Annotated in this window: 17 protein-coding genes and 1 other annotated feature; all 17 genes read left to right on the forward strand. The window is 28.3% G+C overall.

Translation table 11 applies throughout. The features are described from left to right. Positions 1–15: 15 nt before the first annotated feature. The 17 genes from HF520_RS14840 (at position 16) to HF520_RS14920 (ending at position 18,289) form a co-directional block, all read left to right on the forward strand. On the forward strand, positions 16–177 hold the full coding sequence (locus HF520_RS14840; RefSeq protein ID WP_168574646.1) for an aspartyl-phosphate phosphatase Spo0E family protein: 162 nt from the start codon (positions 16–18) through the stop codon (positions 175–177). Between the two features lie 127 nt (positions 178–304). Continuing rightward, positions 305–1,156 carry a mechanosensitive ion channel family protein gene (locus HF520_RS14845; RefSeq protein ID WP_168574647.1) on the forward strand — a complete coding sequence of 284 codons (852 nt, stop codon included), beginning with the start codon at positions 305–307 and terminating at the stop codon, positions 1,154–1,156. Between the two features lie 27 nt (positions 1,157–1,183). Further along, on the forward strand, positions 1,184–1,840 hold the full coding sequence (locus HF520_RS14850) for an MgtC/SapB family protein (RefSeq protein WP_168574648.1): 657 nt from the start codon (positions 1,184–1,186) through the stop codon (positions 1,838–1,840). A gap of 22 nt (positions 1,841–1,862) precedes the next feature. Further along, positions 1,863–3,647: an oligoendopeptidase F gene (gene pepF / locus HF520_RS14855; RefSeq protein ID WP_168574649.1), complete on the forward strand. Its 1,785-nt coding sequence runs from the start codon at positions 1,863–1,865 to the stop codon at positions 3,645–3,647. Between the two features lie 165 nt (positions 3,648–3,812). Beyond that, a complete protein-coding gene (locus HF520_RS14860) occupies positions 3,813–4,352 on the forward strand; it encodes a chromate transporter (RefSeq protein WP_168574650.1) in 540 nt (179 codons plus the stop codon). Next, positions 4,349–4,918, forward strand: coding sequence for a chromate transporter (locus HF520_RS14865; RefSeq protein ID WP_330586279.1), 570 nt, complete (start codon positions 4,349–4,351; stop codon positions 4,916–4,918). Before HF520_RS14860 ends, HF520_RS14865 begins: the two co-directional genes overlap by 4 nt. Positions 4,919–5,050: 132 nt before the next feature. Further along, a complete protein-coding gene (locus HF520_RS14870; protein ID WP_168574651.1) occupies positions 5,051–5,872 on the forward strand; it encodes a phosphate ABC transporter substrate-binding protein in 822 nt (273 codons plus the stop codon). 250 nt (positions 5,873–6,122) lie between these two features. Beyond that, positions 6,123–7,040 (forward strand): phosphate ABC transporter permease subunit PstC, encoded by a 918-nt coding sequence (gene pstC / locus HF520_RS14875; protein WP_168574652.1) that lies wholly within the window; start codon positions 6,123–6,125, stop codon positions 7,038–7,040. Between the two features lies 1 nt (position 7,041). Then, entirely contained in the window at positions 7,042–7,866 is an 825-nt protein-coding gene (pstA, locus tag HF520_RS14880) for a phosphate ABC transporter permease PstA (RefSeq protein WP_168574653.1), read from the forward strand. A gap of 38 nt (positions 7,867–7,904) precedes the next feature. Then, on the forward strand, positions 7,905–8,669 hold the full coding sequence (pstB, locus tag HF520_RS14885) for a phosphate ABC transporter ATP-binding protein PstB (protein WP_168574654.1): 765 nt from the start codon (positions 7,905–7,907) through the stop codon (positions 8,667–8,669). Between the two features lie 23 nt (positions 8,670–8,692). Beyond that, positions 8,693–9,346, forward strand: a complete 654-nt coding sequence (gene phoU / locus HF520_RS14890; RefSeq protein ID WP_168574655.1) for a phosphate signaling complex protein PhoU — start codon at positions 8,693–8,695, stop codon at positions 9,344–9,346. Positions 9,347–9,669: 323 nt separating this feature from the next. Then, positions 9,670–11,073, forward strand: coding sequence for an NADP-specific glutamate dehydrogenase (gene gdhA / locus HF520_RS14895; protein WP_168574656.1), 1,404 nt, complete (start codon positions 9,670–9,672; stop codon positions 11,071–11,073). A gap of 204 nt (positions 11,074–11,277) precedes the next feature. Then, positions 11,278–11,826 (forward strand): phosphohydrolase, encoded by a 549-nt coding sequence (locus tag HF520_RS14900; protein ID WP_168574657.1) that lies wholly within the window; start codon positions 11,278–11,280, stop codon positions 11,824–11,826. A gap of 165 nt (positions 11,827–11,991) precedes the next feature. After that, complete coding sequence (locus HF520_RS14905) at positions 11,992–12,858, forward strand: FUSC family protein (protein WP_168574658.1); 867 nt, start codon at positions 11,992–11,994, stop codon at positions 12,856–12,858. A 712-nt stretch (positions 12,859–13,570) separates the two neighbouring features. Further along, positions 13,571–14,362: a polysaccharide deacetylase family protein gene (locus HF520_RS14910; protein WP_168574659.1), complete on the forward strand. Its 792-nt coding sequence runs from the start codon at positions 13,571–13,573 to the stop codon at positions 14,360–14,362. Positions 14,363–14,434: 72 nt separating this feature from the next. Continuing rightward, positions 14,435–14,712, forward strand: a binding site (T-box leader). A gap of 61 nt (positions 14,713–14,773) precedes the next feature. Beyond that, a complete protein-coding gene (locus tag HF520_RS14915) occupies positions 14,774–17,437 on the forward strand; it encodes a valine--tRNA ligase (RefSeq protein ID WP_168574660.1) in 2,664 nt (887 codons plus the stop codon). 258 nt (positions 17,438–17,695) lie between these two features. Next, positions 17,696–18,289, forward strand: coding sequence for a molybdenum cofactor guanylyltransferase (locus HF520_RS14920; protein WP_168574661.1), 594 nt, complete (start codon positions 17,696–17,698; stop codon positions 18,287–18,289). Positions 18,290–18,325: the final 36 nt, after the last annotated feature.

An 18,325-nucleotide genomic window follows, 5' to 3' on the forward strand; every position in this document is an offset into this window, starting at 1 on the left:
ATAGTGGTGATTATTATGGCGAATAGCGAGTTAGAAACACTAAAAAATGAGATAGAAGAATTAAGACAAGAAATAAATACTTACATACAATACCCAGAAATATTTAAGGATGAGCTATTAGAAGCTAGTCAAAAGATAGATATTTTAATAAACAAGTATATACTTTTAATTAAATAACCCCACGAAAGTGGGTTTTTTTATATTTAAAATTAGAATTCTAATTATATTCAAATTAAGTATAAATATAATTAAATAGCAAATATTAAATAATTAAGATAATATTTTTAATTAAAGGATGATTAATATGTTTATAAGTAAAATTATAAATACAATTATAATTATTATAATTTCGTATACATTAGTTAAGCTGATAGAATACCTTTTAAATAAACTATTTCAGTTCACAAAGTTTGATGTCAGATATGAAAATACTTTGTGTAGTGTATTATCATCTATATCTTATTATATAGTATTTGTTATATGCATAGTTTTGATTTTAAGAGAATTCAATATTGTAGATGCAACTAAGTTTGGTTCATTAGTAACAGGAGCAAGTATCATTGGATTAATTGCAGGATTTGCATCACAAAGTATACTAAAAGATATTTTTAATGGTTTTTTTATACTATTTGAAAAGCAGTTGCAAGTTGGTGATTTCGTAATTATAAACGAAGAATTTAGAGGAACTGTTGAAGAAATAGGGATTAGAAGCACTAGTTTAAGAGATTGGGATTTAAGAAGAATAACTATTCCAAATGGAAATATAGATAGTATAAGAAACTATAGCAAAAATAAAATGAGAGTTGTAGTTCATGTGAGGGTATCTTATGAAGAAGATCCAATGAAAGTAATACAATCCTTAGAAGAAGTTTGTGAAATTATGAATGATAAGTTTAGTGATTACCTATATAAACCTAACTCAAGTGAAGAATCTAAAAAATTCAGTGTATATGGAGTAACTGATATAGAAAAAAATACTGTAGGGCCTCAATATACTATAACAGGAGTAGTAAAATCATATAAATATTTTTTAGCCCTTAAAGAAACTAAATTACAAATTTTAATAGTATTTAACAAAAATAATATTAGAATAGCATACCCTAAGCATATAAATATTATAAGTTATGATAATAAAGACTCAGGAGATTTTGAATAGAAGCTATTTTAGAGTGGGGGAATTTTTATGGGCACAAGAGAAATCATAATTAAGTTGTTATTAGCGTTATTTATAGGTGGATTAACAGGGTTGGAAAGAGAAAAGTCACATCAATTTGCTGGATTTAGAACTCATATACTAGTATCAGTAGGATCTTGTATTACATCAATTACAGCTTTAAATTTATTTAATCAATATTATTTTTATGCAAATATTGATCCAGGAAGATTACCTGCTCAAGTATTATCAGGCATAGGTTTTTTAGGTGCAGGAGCCATACTTAAAACACGAAACGGTATTAAAGGATTAACTACAGCTGCAGGCATTTGGGCAACTGCATGTATAGGGATAGCAATTGGTTATGGACAATATGTACTTGCAATTTTAGCTTGGATATTTGTTATGGCAACATTATATATTTTAAAAAAAATAGATAAAGTTTTTTTTAAGAAGAGAGAAACTATTTTAAGCTTAAAAATCGATGATATTCACGTAATGTCAGATCTTTACGATAAATTTACTAAATCAAGTATAGTAATAAAGAATATAGGGATAGAGTATGGAGAAAATAATATATGGAAGATAAATTTCTATATTGTGTATGATAGAAGATTTATGATAGATGAATTTATCAAGGATTTAAAAAAAATAAATCATGTAATATTTGTAGATTTTTTATGTTAAATATATAAAAGGAGAGATAGATATGATAAAAGATAGAAGTTCAATTGAATCTATATATAAGTGGAATATAGATGAAATGTATAACAACAAGGAAGCTATTGATGTAGACATTAAAAAAGTAGAAAGTATATTAAAAGAAGTAAAAAATTATAAAGGAAAATTAGGAAGTAGTAAAGATAGTTTATATAAGGCTCTTAAGTTATCTGAAGATGCATCAAGAATAGTTCAAAATTTATATGTATATACTCATATGAAGCAACATGAGGATACTAGAATTAATGAAAATCAAGGTATGGCAACTAAAATAGATATGCTTTCAACTGAATTATCTATGGCAACGTCGTATATAGTTCCAGAAATAATATCTATAGATGATAAGATATTAAATGAATTCTTAGAATCTAAAGAGCTAAGTTTTTATAGAAAGTATATAGACGATATTTTAAGAGAAAAGCCACATACATTAAGTGAAAGAGAAGAAGAAATATTAGCTGCAACATCTGATATTTCTGGTGTAGCTGAAAATGTATATGATATGCTTTCATTTGCAGACTTAGAATTTCCAGAAATAGAAGATGAGGAAGGAAATAAAGTTAAACTAACTCATTCTAACTTTTCTGTATTCTTGAAGAGCAAGAATCAAAGAGTTAGAAAGGATGCATTTGAAGCTCTATATTCTGTATATGATAAATATAAAAATACATTTGCTTCTACATTATATGGAGGCATAAAATCTGAAATTTTCTATTCTAAAATGAGAAAGCATAAATCAGCACTAGAGGGCTCTTTATTTAATGATGATGTTAGCGTAGATGTGTATAATAATCTTATATTAGCAATAGATGAAAATTTAGATTCACTTAACAAGTATGTAGAACTAAAGAAAAGATTTTTAGGATTAGAAGAAATACATATGTATGACCTATATGTCCCACTAACAGATAAGTTTGATATGAAAATACCTTATGAAAAAGCACAAGAGATAATATTAGAAGCTCTAAGACCACTTGGAGAAGAGTATTTAAATATAATTAAAAAGGCATTTTCAGAAAGATGGATAGATGTATATGAGAATGAAGGAAAACAAGGAGGAGCATATTCTTGGGGAAGTTACGATTCTCATCCTTATATACTTATGAATTATCATGATGATTTAAATTCATTATTTACATTAATACATGAGCTAGGACATTCAGTTCATAGCTATTACTCTAGAACTAGCCAAGAATACTTATACTCTAATTATAAAATCTTCGTAGCAGAAGTAGCATCAACTTTAAATGAATTACTTTTAATAAACTATTTATTAGATAATTCTAGTTCAAGAGAGGAAACTATATATTTATTAAATTATTATCTAGAGCAATTTAGAACTACAGTGTATAGACAGACAATGTTTGCAGAGTTTGAAAAAATAACTCATGAAAAAGTGGAAGGAAAAGAGCCATTAACAGCTAAGGAGTTTACAGATATATATTATGGACTAAATGAAAAATACTACGGAAAGTCTTGTAATGTTGATAGACAAATTGGATTAGAGTGGGCAAGAATTCCTCATTTTTATTCAAACTTCTATGTTTATAAATATGCTACAGGTTTTTCAGCAGCTAGTGCATTAAGTCAGCAAATATTAAAAGAAGGAGAGCCTGCTGTTCAAAGATATATATCATTCTTAAAAAGTGGTGGATCTGAATATCCACTTGTTCAGTTAAAATCAGCAGGAGTTGATATGGAAAAGAAAGAATCAGTGGATTCTGCACTAAGCGTATTTAGTGAGTTAGTAGATAAATTAGAGAAAGAGTTATAATAATATAGGGCTGTCTAAATGAAGTAGTTTAACTTCTAGATAGCCCATTTTTAATTTTATTAATAAACATATAATGAGACTATGCTTTTATAATATTAAAAAGTAATATCATAATATTTAATTAAAAAATAATGATATAAAAATTAAAAGAAAGGTAGAGGCAATATGGATGAACTATTTGATTTATTTAAAACCTTTTGTAGAATAGGAGGATTAACATTTGGCGGAGGTTATGCAATGCTTCCTATGTTAGAAAAAGAGGTAGTAGAAAATAGAAATTGGGCAACTAGTGAGGAATTATTAGATTATTATGCTGTAGGTCAAACTACTCCAGGAATAATTGCCGTAAATACAGCCACATTTATAGGGTATAAAGTTAAAGGGATTACAGGAGCATTATTTGCTACTACAGGGGTTGTATTTCCATCACTAGTGATAATAATGCTTATAGCAACTTGCTTGGAGAGCTTCTCTAAATTTGAAATTGTACAGCATGCATTTTCAGGTATACGAGTTGTAGTAGCTGTACTTATATTAAATGCTATTATAAAGTTATGGAAAAACTCAGTAACAGATAAGTTTGGAATTATAATATTTATTACAACATTTATACTTGGAGCAATACTTAAAATTTCATCTATATACATAGTGATTTCAGCAGCTATATTAGGCTTAATAATTGGTTATGGGAGAAAAGAACAATGATAATGACATATATACAATTATTTTTTGAGTTTTTTAAAATAGGATTATTTGCCATAGGTGGAGGATTAGCGACTTTACCATTTTTATATGATATAGCAAGAAATTATCCTTGGTTTAATGAATCTACACTTGCAGACATGGTAGCTGTATCTCAGTCAACTCCAGGACCAATAGGAATAAATATGGCTACTTTTGCTGGATTTAAAGCTGGTGGAGTAATAGGTTCTATAATTGCTACAACTGCATTGGTTATGCCGGCATTTATAATAATTATAATAATAGCTCATTTTCTAAATAAGTTTAGAGAAAGTAAACAAGTAGAAGCTATATTTTATGGGTTAAGACCAACTGTTACGGGACTTATAGCGGTTGCTTGGTTTGAAGTTGTAAATATATCTATACTAATTTTAAATAAATTTATAAACTCTAAGAGTTTAGTTAATATGTTTGATTATAAGGCATTAATACTATTTATAGTAGTATTCTTACTATCAAGAAAATCTAAAAAGCATCCGGCATTATTTTTATTGATAGGAGCACTAGCTGGGATTGTACTAAAATTATAAGTATTTACATAGTCTTAACATTATTTACTTCCATTTAACTGTTTTATAATATTAAGTTAACAAAATATTTGTATTATTGAAGTGTAAAGAAAAGCAAATAAATCAAATTAAAAATATATCGGAGGGAATATAATGTTTAAGAAAAGAGTATTAGCATTATTATCAAGTACAATATTAGTTGCAGGATTGGCAGTAGGATGTTCATCAGGAGGATCATCTGATGTATCAAAAATAACTGTATCAGGATCTACTTCAGTAGGACCAACTATGGAAGTTTTAGCAGAAAAATTTAAAGAAAATAATCCAGATATTAAGGTTGAAATACAGCAAGTTGGATCTTCAGCAGGTATAAAAAGCACTATAGAAGGAACTTCAGAAATAGGTATGTCATCAAGAGACTTAAAAGATGAAGAAAAAAGTGAAGTAGAAGAAACTGAAATAGCATTAGATGGTATAGCAGTAATAACTAATAAGGCTAATGAAGTAAAAGAATTAACAGTTGAGCAAGTTAAGGACATATACACTGGAAAAATAACTAACTGGAAAGAAGTTGGAGGAAAAGATGCTCCAATAGTAGTTGTATCAAGAGAAGATGGTTCAGGAACAAGAGATGGGTTCCAAGAAAAAGTTGGATTCGAGTCAGGAGAGTTAGTAGCAGATGCTCAAATAACTGATGGTTCAGGAAATATAAAATCTACTGTTGGAGGAAATGAAAATGCAATAGGATATATATCATTTGGTTATGTTGATGAATCAGTAAGCACATTAGCAATAGATGGTGTAGAACCAACAACAGATAATGTAAAGAATGACACATATGCAATAGCTAGACCATTTATATTAGTTAATAAAGTTGATGGATTATCAGAAAATGGAAAAGCTTTAATAGACTTCATATTAAGTGATGAGGGACAAAGCATAGTAGAAAGCAAAGGGCTAATAAGTATAAATTAAGATAAATTTCCACTATAAAATAGTAAAAGAGCTGTATTAAGAAGAGCTGATTATTCTTAATACAGCTCTTTTACTACTTGAAAATAAAAATGTAAAAAATGTGTTAAAATAATGCAATATTTTTACCTTCACTTAACTTAGATATAATTTAGATTTAACTTTTCTTTTATATTATTAAATTAAGGATAAGCAAAACAAGACTTTTAATATGAGATTAGAAATTTATTTAAATAAAATGGGAGGGCATTGTATGTCAGTTAAATCTGAAATTATAGGCTTAAATGAAAAATATAAGGCTACTAATAATAAAGGAAAGTATATAGCAGAAAAAGTAGCAAAAAATATATTTTTTATTAGTGCATTAGTAGCAGTAGTAAGTTTACTACTAATAATAGGATTTGTATTTTATAAAGGGTTAACACCATTCATATCTAAAGGTTATTCTTTTACAGGATTTTTGACTGGAACTGAATGGTTACCTTCATCAGATAAATTTGGAATACTACCAATGATATTAGCATCAGTAATAGCAACACTAGGAGCTTTAATAATAGGTGTACCAATAGGTATATTAACATCAGTATTTATAGCAGAAATTGCTCCAAAGAAAGTGGCAAAGTTAATATCACCAGCAGTAGAACTTTTAGCTGGTATACCATCAGTATTATACGGTATATTTGGATTAGCATTTATAGTTCCAGGAATTCAAGATATATTTAACTTACCTAAAGGTCAAAGTTTATTAGCAGTAATAATTGTTTTAGCAATAATGATGTTACCAACAATTATATCTGTATCAGAGACAGCAATAAGATCAGTTCCTAAAGCTTATAAAGAAGGTTCATTAGCATTAGGTGCTTCTAAAATAGAAACTATATTTAAGGTTGTTTTACCAGCAGCTAAATCAGGAATATTAGCAGCAGTAGTATTAGGAATAGGTAGAGCTTTAGGAGAAACTATGGCTGTAATATTAGTTGCAGGTAACTCACCAGTAATGCCAAGTTCTTTAATGGATAGTGTAAGACCTCTTACAACAAATATAGCACTTGAAATGGGATATGCATTTGGTACTCATCAAGAAATGCTATTTGCAACAGGAGTAGTGTTATTCTCATTCATATTAATTTTAAATTTAGTATTAAACAAACTATCTAAGGGAGTAGATTAAGATGAGAAAATTAAAAGAAAATATATTAAAGTTATTAATCTATTTATCAGCAGCATTTACAGTTGGAACGTTAGCTATAATAGTTGGATTTATATTTATAAAAGGAATCGGAAAAATTAATTTACATTTCTTAATGAGTGATTATTCTGCTTCAGGAGATGGTGGAATATTACCGATGATAGTAAGTACGATATATATGGTTGGAGTTTCAATAGCATTAGCTACACCAATAGGTATATTATCAGCAATCTATATGCAAGAATACGCAAAACAAGGAAGATTAGTAAAATCAATAAGATTTGCAACAGAGAGTTTAGCAGGAATACCATCTATAATATATGGATTATTCGGAGGAATATTCTTTGTTACAGTATTAGGTCTTAAGTTTTCTATTTTATCAGGATCGCTTACAGTATCAATAATAATATTACCTTTAATAATAAGAACTACGGAAGAGGCTTTAAAAACTGTACCAAAATCTTATAGAGAAGCATCTTTAGCTCTTGGTTCAACACAGTTTCAAACTTTATATAAAGTAGTGCTTCCAAGTGCAGTGCCTGGTATACTATCTGGAATAATATTATCAGTAGGTCGTGTAATTGGTGAATCAGCGGCGATATTACTAACAGCTGGAACTGTTGCTCAAATGCCTTCAACTATATTTGATAGTGCAAGAACTTTAACTGTTCAAGCATATCTTTCAACTAAGGAGTCTGGAGATATAGAAACTGCAGCAGCTTTAGGAATAGTATTAATAGTTATAGTATTAGCCTTAAATACAATCGCAAAAACAATAGCAAAAAAATTAAATAAAGCAAACTACTAAAATTTATATAAATTCAAATATATCTAAGAGGTGAAGATATGAGTATAGTCAATAAAACAAAATTAAAGGTTAGTAATTTAGATTTATTCTATGGAAATAATCAGGCGTTAAAAAACATAAACATGGATATAAAGTCAAATAAAGTAACGGCTTTAATAGGTCCTTCTGGATGCGGAAAGTCGACATTTTTAAGAACATTAAATAGAATGAATGATTTAATAGATGGAGTTACTATAAAAGGTAAAGTAGAGGTTGATGGTGAAGATATATATACATCAGAAGATGTCATAAAATTAAGAACTAAAGTTGGTATGGTATTCCAAAAACCAAATCCATTCCCGATGAGTATTTATGACAATATAGCATATGGTCCTAGAATTCACGGAATAAAAGATAAGAAAGTATTAGATAAGATAGTAGAAGAAAGTTTAAAAGGAGCTGCAATTTGGGACGAAGTTAAAGATAGACTTAAGTCATCAGCACTAGGTCTATCTGGAGGTCAACAACAGCGTATATGCATAGCAAGAGCAATTGCTATGAAACCAGATGTTATACTTATGGATGAGCCTACATCTGCCCTAGATCCAATATCTACTTTAAAAGTAGAAGAACTTATTGAAAATCTTAAAAAACAATATACTATTATAATAGTAACACACAATATGCAGCAAGCAGCTCGTATCTCAGACGATACAGGATTTTTCTTAAATGGGGAATTAGTAGAGTTTAATGAAACAAAAACTATATTTACTAATCCATTTGATAAGCGCACAGAAGATTATATAACAGGAAGATTTGGGTAGAAAATATAAAAAGGAGTATAAATATGATTATAACAAGGTTAGAATTTAATATTAGCACTCTAAAAAGTTATACAATTAGAATGGTTGAAAAGTGTGAAGAGGCAGTTTCTCTATCTGTAAATAGTTTAGTAAAAAAAGATATAGATTTAGCTAAAAAAGTTGTTAAACTAGATGAGGATATAGATACATTAAGAGAATATATAAGAGATAGAAGTATAGAATTAATGGTGCTTAAACAACCTATGGCAAAAGATTTGAGATATATCTATGCATTAAGTAATATAGCTATAGAATTAGAGAGAATTGGTGATTATGCTGAAAATATAGCAGAAGAAACAATAGCTATAAATAAAGATGAGCATATAACAAGTCTAGACACTATAGTTGATATGTCAAATGTATGTTTAAGTATGCTTAACGATATAAAGGAAGCTTTAAATAAATGTGATGATAAACTTGCTTATGATATAGCAATGAGAGATGATAAAATAGATAGAGCATATGAAGATTCTAGACCTAATATTTTAAGTAAAATGTGTGAAGACGCTGATAATGTAGATCAAGGTACAAGAATTTTATTTGTAGAAAGATACCTTGAAAGAATAGGGGATCATATAACGAATATATGTGAAAATATAGTGTATATAGCAAATGGACAAATGATAGAGATTGGCTAAGATTAGTGTTAATTTAAATTAATTGTTTTATATAATGAATAATATATAAAGATTCCATGATATATAGCGATAAAAAGCTTTAAATATCATGGAATTTTTATATTAATTTTATTTTATATTTATTAATGCAGTAATTGAGATAAAAAGTAATATCACTTATGTATTAAATAATTTTAAGTAAATTTATTTAACAGATAAATAATTAAAAACATTTACAAAAAATTCTGATATTTATCAAAGGATTTTGTTGAAAGTATTGGAAAAATTATACTTAAAGTATAAAATAATAAGAAAGTTATGAAAAAATAATTAGGGGGGTTGAAATGAAAGTAGATTCAATAGATCCAATAGGAAAGTTAGAAGATAATAATATTTTTGAGACTAGTGTAACTCAATATGTAAATAGGGTAATTGAGGATGTTAAGAATAGAAATAAGGGAGATGAAGAATTTCATCAAGCTGTCGAAGAAGTTTTACATTCATTAGAGCCAGTATTAGTAAAGAAACCAGAATATATAAAAGAGAGAGTTTTGGACAGGCTTGTAGAACCTGAAAGACAAATAATATTTAGAGTACCTTGGGTTGATGATGAGGGAAATGTTCAAGTTAATAGAGGATTTAGAGTTCAATTTAATAGCTCGATAGGTCCTTATAAAGGTGGACTTAGATTTCACCCATCTGTAAACGATAGTATAGTTAAATTCTTAGGATTTGAACAAATTTTTAAGAATTCATTAACAGGGTTACCTATAGGTGGTGGAAAAGGTGGATCAGATTTTGATCCTAAAGGCAAATCAGACAGAGAGATAATGAGGTTTTGTCAAAGTTTTATGACAGAGTTATATAGATATATAGGACCTGATGTTGATGTACCTGCGGGAGATATAGGTGTCGGAGGAAGAGAAATAGGATATCTATTTGGGCAGTATAAAAGATTAAAAAATGCTAATGAACCAGGTGTTTTAACAGGAAAAGGTTTAAATTATGGAGGATCTTTAGTTAGAACAGAAGCTACAGGATATGGTTTAATATATTTTGTAGATGAGATGCTAAAGGCTCATGACTATGATTTAAACGGTAAGAAAATAGTTATATCAGGATCAGGTAATGTTGCTATATATGCAGCTGAAAAGGTTCAAGAATTAGGAGCATGTGTAATAGCTATGTGTGATTCTAATGGTTATATATTAGATGAGTCTGGAATAGATATTAGTTTAATTAAGAAAATAAAATTAGTAGAAAGAAAAAGAATAAAAGAATACGCGGACATAAAATCTAATTCAAAGTATTATGAAGGACAAAAAGGAATTTGGTCTATAAAATGTGATATAGCTTTACCTTGTGCAACTCAAAATGATATAGATATAGAATCTGCTAAATTACTTGTTGAAAATAAAGTGATTGCGGTAGGTGAAGGTGCAAACATGCCTTGTACTAATGAAGCTTTAAGTTATTTACTAGAAAATGGGATATTAGTAGCACCAGCAAAAGCAGCTAATGCAGGTGGAGTTGCTACTTCAGCTTTAGAAATGTCACAAAATAGCATGAGACTTTCTTGGTCATTTGAAGAAGTTGATGAAAAATTAAAAAATATAATGGTAAATATATTTAATGCATCTAAAGAAGCGGCTAAAGAATATGGAGCTGAAGGAAACTATGTTGTTGGAGCTAATATAGCAGGTTTCTTAAAAGTAGCAGATGTAATGATTAGCCAAGGGATAATCTAGAGACATATAATTTACAATTATTAAATCAATATGCTAAACTATATTAGTATAGAAGATATATAAAATCATATAATGTTGAATATTTTTGCCAACTGACATATCAGTTGATTATATGTTTTCCAGTAGGAAAACTGTATTTATATTGATATTTCAGTTGGTATTTTTATGTTTAATGAGATTATACTTTGAAAGGGAGACGATAACATGCCAAATAGTATTACAACATATTCAAAAGTAAATTTCACACCACTAGAGCCTAAGAAAGAAGATATTATGATAGATGATATAGCTCATGCCTTATCTCTTATGTCTAGAGCAAATGGTCATTTTCCGGAATTTTATTCAGTGGGGCAACATTGTATTTTCTGCTGTGAAGAAGCGATAAAAAGAGGATATAGTAATAAAGTAGCGCTTGCTTGTTTACTACATGATGCTAGCGAAGCTTATATAGCAGATATTACTAGACCAGTTAAAAAGAACCTTCATACTTATTTAGAAATAGAAGAATCTTTACAAAATGCAATATATGAAAAATACATTAAAGATGAGTTAACAAGTGAAGAACAAAGAATGATAGATTCTGTAGATAATACATTATTATATCATGAGTTTATTCACTATATGGGACATGAGTTACAAGTTGAAAAAGATGAACTAATAAGCAAGCCAGTATTTAAATTTGAAGAATTTAAATCAGTAGAAAATAAGTATAAAGATTTATTTAACCAATTAACAAATAATCATAAATTTTAAATATTTATAAGTAATTAAAAGTACCTAAATAAAATTTGGGTACTTTTAATTGTTTATAAATAGATAATAAGATTTAATATTATGTACAGTCTATTAATATATATTTTTTTCAATTATACTATATAAGTAAAATATATCAGTTGAGTTATAGCAGGAGGTTTTCAGTTGAAGATTAAACTAGGTATGAGAACTATTAAGACAGGTATAGCAGTTATGCTTTGTTGTACTTTAGGACAATTTGTAATTGAAAAATTATTTTTTGCAGTAGCAGCTTGTGCATTATCAGTTCAGGATACTGTAAGAGGATCACTAAAAGAAGGTCTTGGTAGGGTAAAGGGAACAATGCTTGGAGGGATAATAGGATACTTAATGGCTATTGTTAAACCAGAAGATCCAATTTTATGTGGATTAGGTGTAATGGCTGTTATATACGGATGTACTGCATTAAATACAGGTGGAGGAGTTGTATCAATAGTAACTTTTTCTGCTATATATTTAGGAAATATAACATCTGAGCCTGGATATTATGCAATACATAGAGTTATAGATACATCAATGGGGGTAGTTTTTGGAGTATTGGTTAATTATTTATTTCCAAGACCTAATTATTTAGAGAATACGATTAATGAATTTATAAACATGGAAAAATTATCAAAAGATTTTATAAAATTAAGAATAATAAATAAGGAACATTTTAATATAGAAAAATACAGAAATGCATTTAATAAACTAGAAGGAGTATACTCTAAGTTTTTAGATGAATTAGATTTTAGTAAAAATGATATAAATACGGATCAATTAGAAGAATCCATAGGTATATGTGAGCAAATATATTTCCATATGAAGTCTATAGAGTTACTAGAACAAAAGTTATATCTAAATAAGTCTAATTATAAAAGATTAAAAAAATTCTATAAAGGTGAAAAATTAGATTGGGAAGTTGACGATAATAAGAGCCCTGTATTTAACTTTCATTTAGAGAAAATAATAGAAAGTATTGATCGAATAAGCTATATAAATAATTTTAAATAACAAACCTAAAATAAAAAACATACAGTACCTCTCCATATATTAGATATATAAATACTTAGAAGGTACTGTATGAAACCTATCTATTTATAAAATCAAATACTGAACAAATACAAATCTAAAAAATTCATAGAGTTTACAAAAATAATAATTGAACTTAAGATTATAAAAAAATATTGAACATATATTTAAAGAAGCATTTAATTCAAAAAAGTAGATATACTCATAATTTTCATAATGCTTATGAATATGAATATCGTGAAAGTATTAAAGATGAATGTTTAATAAAAAACAAGCATATAAATTGTAATAAAGAAAATTAAAAGAAGCTATATAGAAAGTGATATTTTGTATTAACTTTACAAGAGATTGATGAAATATATAAAGCTTTAGACTTAAGCTTGTTATAAGCAAGGGAGGAGGTATGTAGCATTAAAAGAAATTGATGATACATTTATAGAAGGTATGGGATTCATTAGAGAATGTATGGCTTAAAAAATTAATGAAAGTGAGGTCGTAAAATATTTGGACAAATACTCTCTAGGAGTTAATATGAAGACGCCTTTTGATGATATAAATATTGTATAGCTTTTTAGGAAATAGAAATAAAAAAATAGAAGACATAGATTCTGAAGATAGAAAATACGAAAAGTTTTTAGTAGGAAAATATAAAATAACATAGGTTAATCTTTATAAATATAGGGGAGATCATAATATGGAGGATAATAAAAAGATACTAAAGATATTAGCATCTATGTTTTTAGTCATAATTTTTACAATAGGATTGATATTTTATAAAACGAAAAATATAGATCTCGAGGATAGTTCAAAATTAAGTGAAAGTATAATTGATACTACATATAAAACATCTAATGAAATAAATAAGGGATCAGAAGCTAGTGAAAATAAAATAGCATACATAACAATAGATGATGGACCGTCAAAGTACACAAGCCAAATATTAGATATATTAGATAAAAACAATGTAAAAGCAACATTTTTCATGTTGAATAATAATATGAAGTTGCATAGTGATGAAGTGAATAGAATGATAGAAGAAGGTCATGGTGTTGGATTTCATGGAGTAAGTCATGAAGTAGAAGAATTATATAAAACACCAACATCATCATTAGAAGAATTTGAAACATGTAATAAAACTTTATATGAATTAAGTGGTAAAACATCTAAATTAATACGCCTACCATATGGAAGTAAGCCTTATACTCCTGAGGAAAACTACAATAATTTAGTTGAAAAAGGATATTTAATTTGGGATTGGACTTTAGATACATTAGACTGGAAGTCATCTAAAGATCAGATAGTTAGTAATATATTATATTATGGTAGAGAGAAAGAAGAAATTGTAGTATTAATGCATGAAAAAGAACAAAGTGTAGAGGCATTAAGTGATACTATTAAAATTTTAAAAGAGAGAGGATATACACTAATTCCTATAACTGAAAAAACATATCCTAAAAATTTTTGGATTGGTAATACAGAGGGCTAAAAGTATGTATATTGTTATAAATAATTGACAATATTAAAGGTAATTAGATATAATTAATAAATAAAATAATATATAAAAACATTGAAGAAGAGGAGTATGTAAATACTACTTATAGAGAAGAAAACCCACAGGCTGAAAGGTTTTCTAAGTACAGATTTGCAGAAGGTAGCTTCGGAGTTTCTAAATTGAACTAATAGTAGGTTTAGACGGTGAAAGTCGTTAAAGTTTATTGAGAGCTAAAATTAGCTAAGTTAGTTATGTTATTAAATTAATTTGAGATAACATAACTGTTTATATTAGCGAGTTAAATTTTAGAATTAAGGTGGTAACGCGAGCTTTTCGTCCTTATTTATGGGATGAAAGGCTCTTTTTTATTAAAAAAATAGATTAATTAAACTAGGAGGAAATATCATGGAAAATACTAATTTATCAAAAACGTATAATCCAAAAGACTTTGAATCAAGACTATATTCAGAGTGGGTAGAAAAAGGATATTTTAAATCTAGCCCAAACCCAAATAAAAAGCCATTTACAATAGTGCTTCCGCCGCCTAATATAACTGGGCAACTACATATGGGACATGCTCTTGATCATACATTACAAGATATACTTATAAGATGGAAACGTATGGACGGATATGAGACTTTATGGCAACCAGGAACTGATCATGCTTCTATAGCAACAGAAGTTAAGGTTGTTGAAAGAATAAAAGAGCAAGAAGGAAAATCTAAGTACGATTTAGGAAGAGAAGAATTCTTAAAGAGAGCTATGGATTGGAGAAACGAATTTGGTAGAAAAATAGTAGACCAAATGAAGCAATTAGGAGATTCTTGTGACTGGGACAGAGAAAGATTTACAATGGATGAAGGATGTAACGAAGCTGTTACTGAGTTCTTTGTGAAACTTTATGAAAAAGGTCAAATATATAGAGGAAATAGAATAATAAACTGGTGCCCAGATTGTAAAACAACTTTATCTGATGCTGAGGTTGAACATGAAGAACATGATGGTAAATTCTATCATATAAAATACCCAATAGCAGGTAGTGATGAATTCTTAGAAATAGCTACAACTAGACCTGAAACAATGTTAGGAGATACAGGTATAGCTGTAAATCCAGAAGATGAAAGATACAAGCATTTAGTAGGAAAGCATGCAATACTTCCATTAGTAGGAAGAGAACTTATAATAGTTGCTGATGATTATGTTGATTTAGAGTTCGGTACAGGTGCAGTTAAAATGACTCCTGCTCATGATCCTAACGACTACGAAGTAGGTAAGAGACATAATCTAGAGCAAATAAACGTAATGAATGAAGATGGAACAATGAACAGCTTAGCTGGTAAATACGAAGGTATGGACAGATATGAGTGTAGAAAACAACTTATAGCTGATTTAGATGAAGCTGGATACTTAATAGCTATAAAAGATCATAACCACAATGTAGGTTCTTGTTACAGATGTCATACAGTAATAGAGCCAAGATTATCAGATCAATGGTTTGTTAAGATGGATGAACTTGCAAAACCTGCGATAGATATACTTAAGAAACAAGAATTAAAATTCGTACCAGATAAGTTTGATAAAACTTACTTACAATGGTTAGAAAATATAAGAGACTGGTGTATATCAAGACAGTTATGGTGGGGTCACCAAATACCAGCTTATTACTGCCAAGACTGTGGTGAAGTAATAGTTGCTAAGTCTATGCCAGAAGCTTGTAAGTGTGGATGCACTAATTTAAAACAAGATGAAGATGTACTAGATACTTGGTTCTCTTCAGCATTATGGCCTTTCTCAACATTAGGTTGGCCACATAACACAGAAGAATTAAATTACTATTATCCAACTAATGTACTTGTTACAGGATACGATATAATATTCTTCTGGGTAGTAAGAATGGCATTTGCAGGAATGTTCTGTATGAATGAAAAACCATTTGAACATGTATTAATACACGGACTTGTAAGAGATTCTCAAGGTAGAAAAATGAGTAAGTCTTTAGGAAATGGTATAGATCCGTTAGAAGTAATCGACCAATATGGTGCTGATGCTCTAAGATTCATGTTAGCAACAGGAAATTCCCCAGGAAATGATATGAGATTCTACATGGAAAGAGTAGAAGCTGCAAGAAACTTTGCTAATAAATTATGGAATGCGTCAAGATTTGTATTCATGAATATAGATGCAGAAATAATGGAAGGTGTAACTAGAGAGTCTGTAGAATCTAACTTAACTTTAGCTGATAAGTGGATAATATCAAGAGCAAATAATGTTGTTAAAGAAGTTACTGATAACATGGACAAGTTTGACCTTGGTATAGCTGCTCAAAAGATATATGATTTTGCATGGTCAGAATACTGTGACTGGTATATAGAAATAGTTAAACCAAGATTATATAGTGAAGATAAAGAAGCTAAGCAAGCTGCTTTATACACATTAACTTATGTATTAGAAAAAATATTAAAATTATTACATCCATACATGCCATTTATAACAGAAGAAATATATACTCATCTACCAACAGTAGAAGGAAGTATAGTTATAGCTCAATTCCCTCACTACACTGAAGCTGACAATATGGCTAAAGAAGAAGAAATGATGAGCTTAACAATGGATGGAATAAGAAACATAAGAAATGTAAGAGCTGAAATGAACGTTCCACCATCAAAGAAAGCTAAGGTAATAATAGTCCCAACAGAAGAAAAGAAAGAAGCAATGGAAGCTGGTAAAGATTACTTCGTAACATTAGCATCTGCATCTGAAGTTGAAATAGTAGCTGATGAAACTAATATACCAGAAGACGCTGTAAGTGTTGTTATAGATGGTGTTAAAATATTTATACCACTTGATGAATTAGTTGACTTCGCAAAGGAAATCGAAAGATTAAACAAAGAAAAAGCTAAGTTAGAAAGCGAAATAAAGAGAGTTAACGGAAAACTTTCTAATGAAGGATTTGTTTCTAAAGCTCCTCAAAGCTTAATAGATGCTGAAAAAGCTAAGAAAGAAAAGTTTGAAGAGATGATGAAATCAGTATTAGAAAGATTAGAAAATCTTGAATCAAAGATGAAATAGATAACCTAAGTTAGTTTATATATTATTATCTAATATGAATAGCCAGTACAAGTAGCTAGAAAAGCTACAAATGTACTGGCTATTTCATATTTACTTACTTATCTAATGAGTTATACTAATAGTATCTTATTTATTAAAGAGATAGCTATTGACATTAATATGAAAAGATTAAAGAATTAAATAAAATAGCAAAAAATCCTTATATAATTTAAACTATAATTATATAAGGATTTTTCTAATGTGAAGTAGGGGGGATATATGAGTAGTATAAAAAATATGATAAAGCAATCTACAGCCGTTATATTAGTTGGTGGAAAATCAAGTAGAATGGGATATAAAGATAAGTATAGTTTGAAGTTTAAAAATCAGAGGTTTATTGATTGTATAACAGAAAAATTAGATTGCTTTGAAAATATTATAATATCAGTGAACCAAAATCAAGATTTAGATAACTTTAAATATAAAAGCTTTGTAGATGAGATAAAAGAGATTGGACCTATAGGGGGAATATATACGGCTATGAATAATATTGAAAATGACATATTATTTATATGTACTTGTGATATGCCTAATATAAGTAAAGAACTAGTATATGAGCTGTATTCAAATTTTGATTATAAATATGATTGTATAATAGCAACAATAAATGGGAAAATTCAACCTTTATTTGGAATATACCAAAAAAGAATAAAAGATAAAGTAAAAGAAAATATTGATGAATCAAATTATAAAATAAAGAATTTATTAGATAAAGTTAACACTAAGTATATAGATTTTAGTGAAATATATTCTAGCCAATTTTTAAACATAAACACCATAGAAGAGTACAAAAATTATTGTAAAATTAAATAATTAATTAAAAATATTACTATAAGATTAAACTTATAG

This window comes from Romboutsia sp. CE17 (assembly GCF_012317385.1).
Lineage (GTDB): Bacteria > Bacillota > Clostridia > Peptostreptococcales > Peptostreptococcaceae > Romboutsia_E.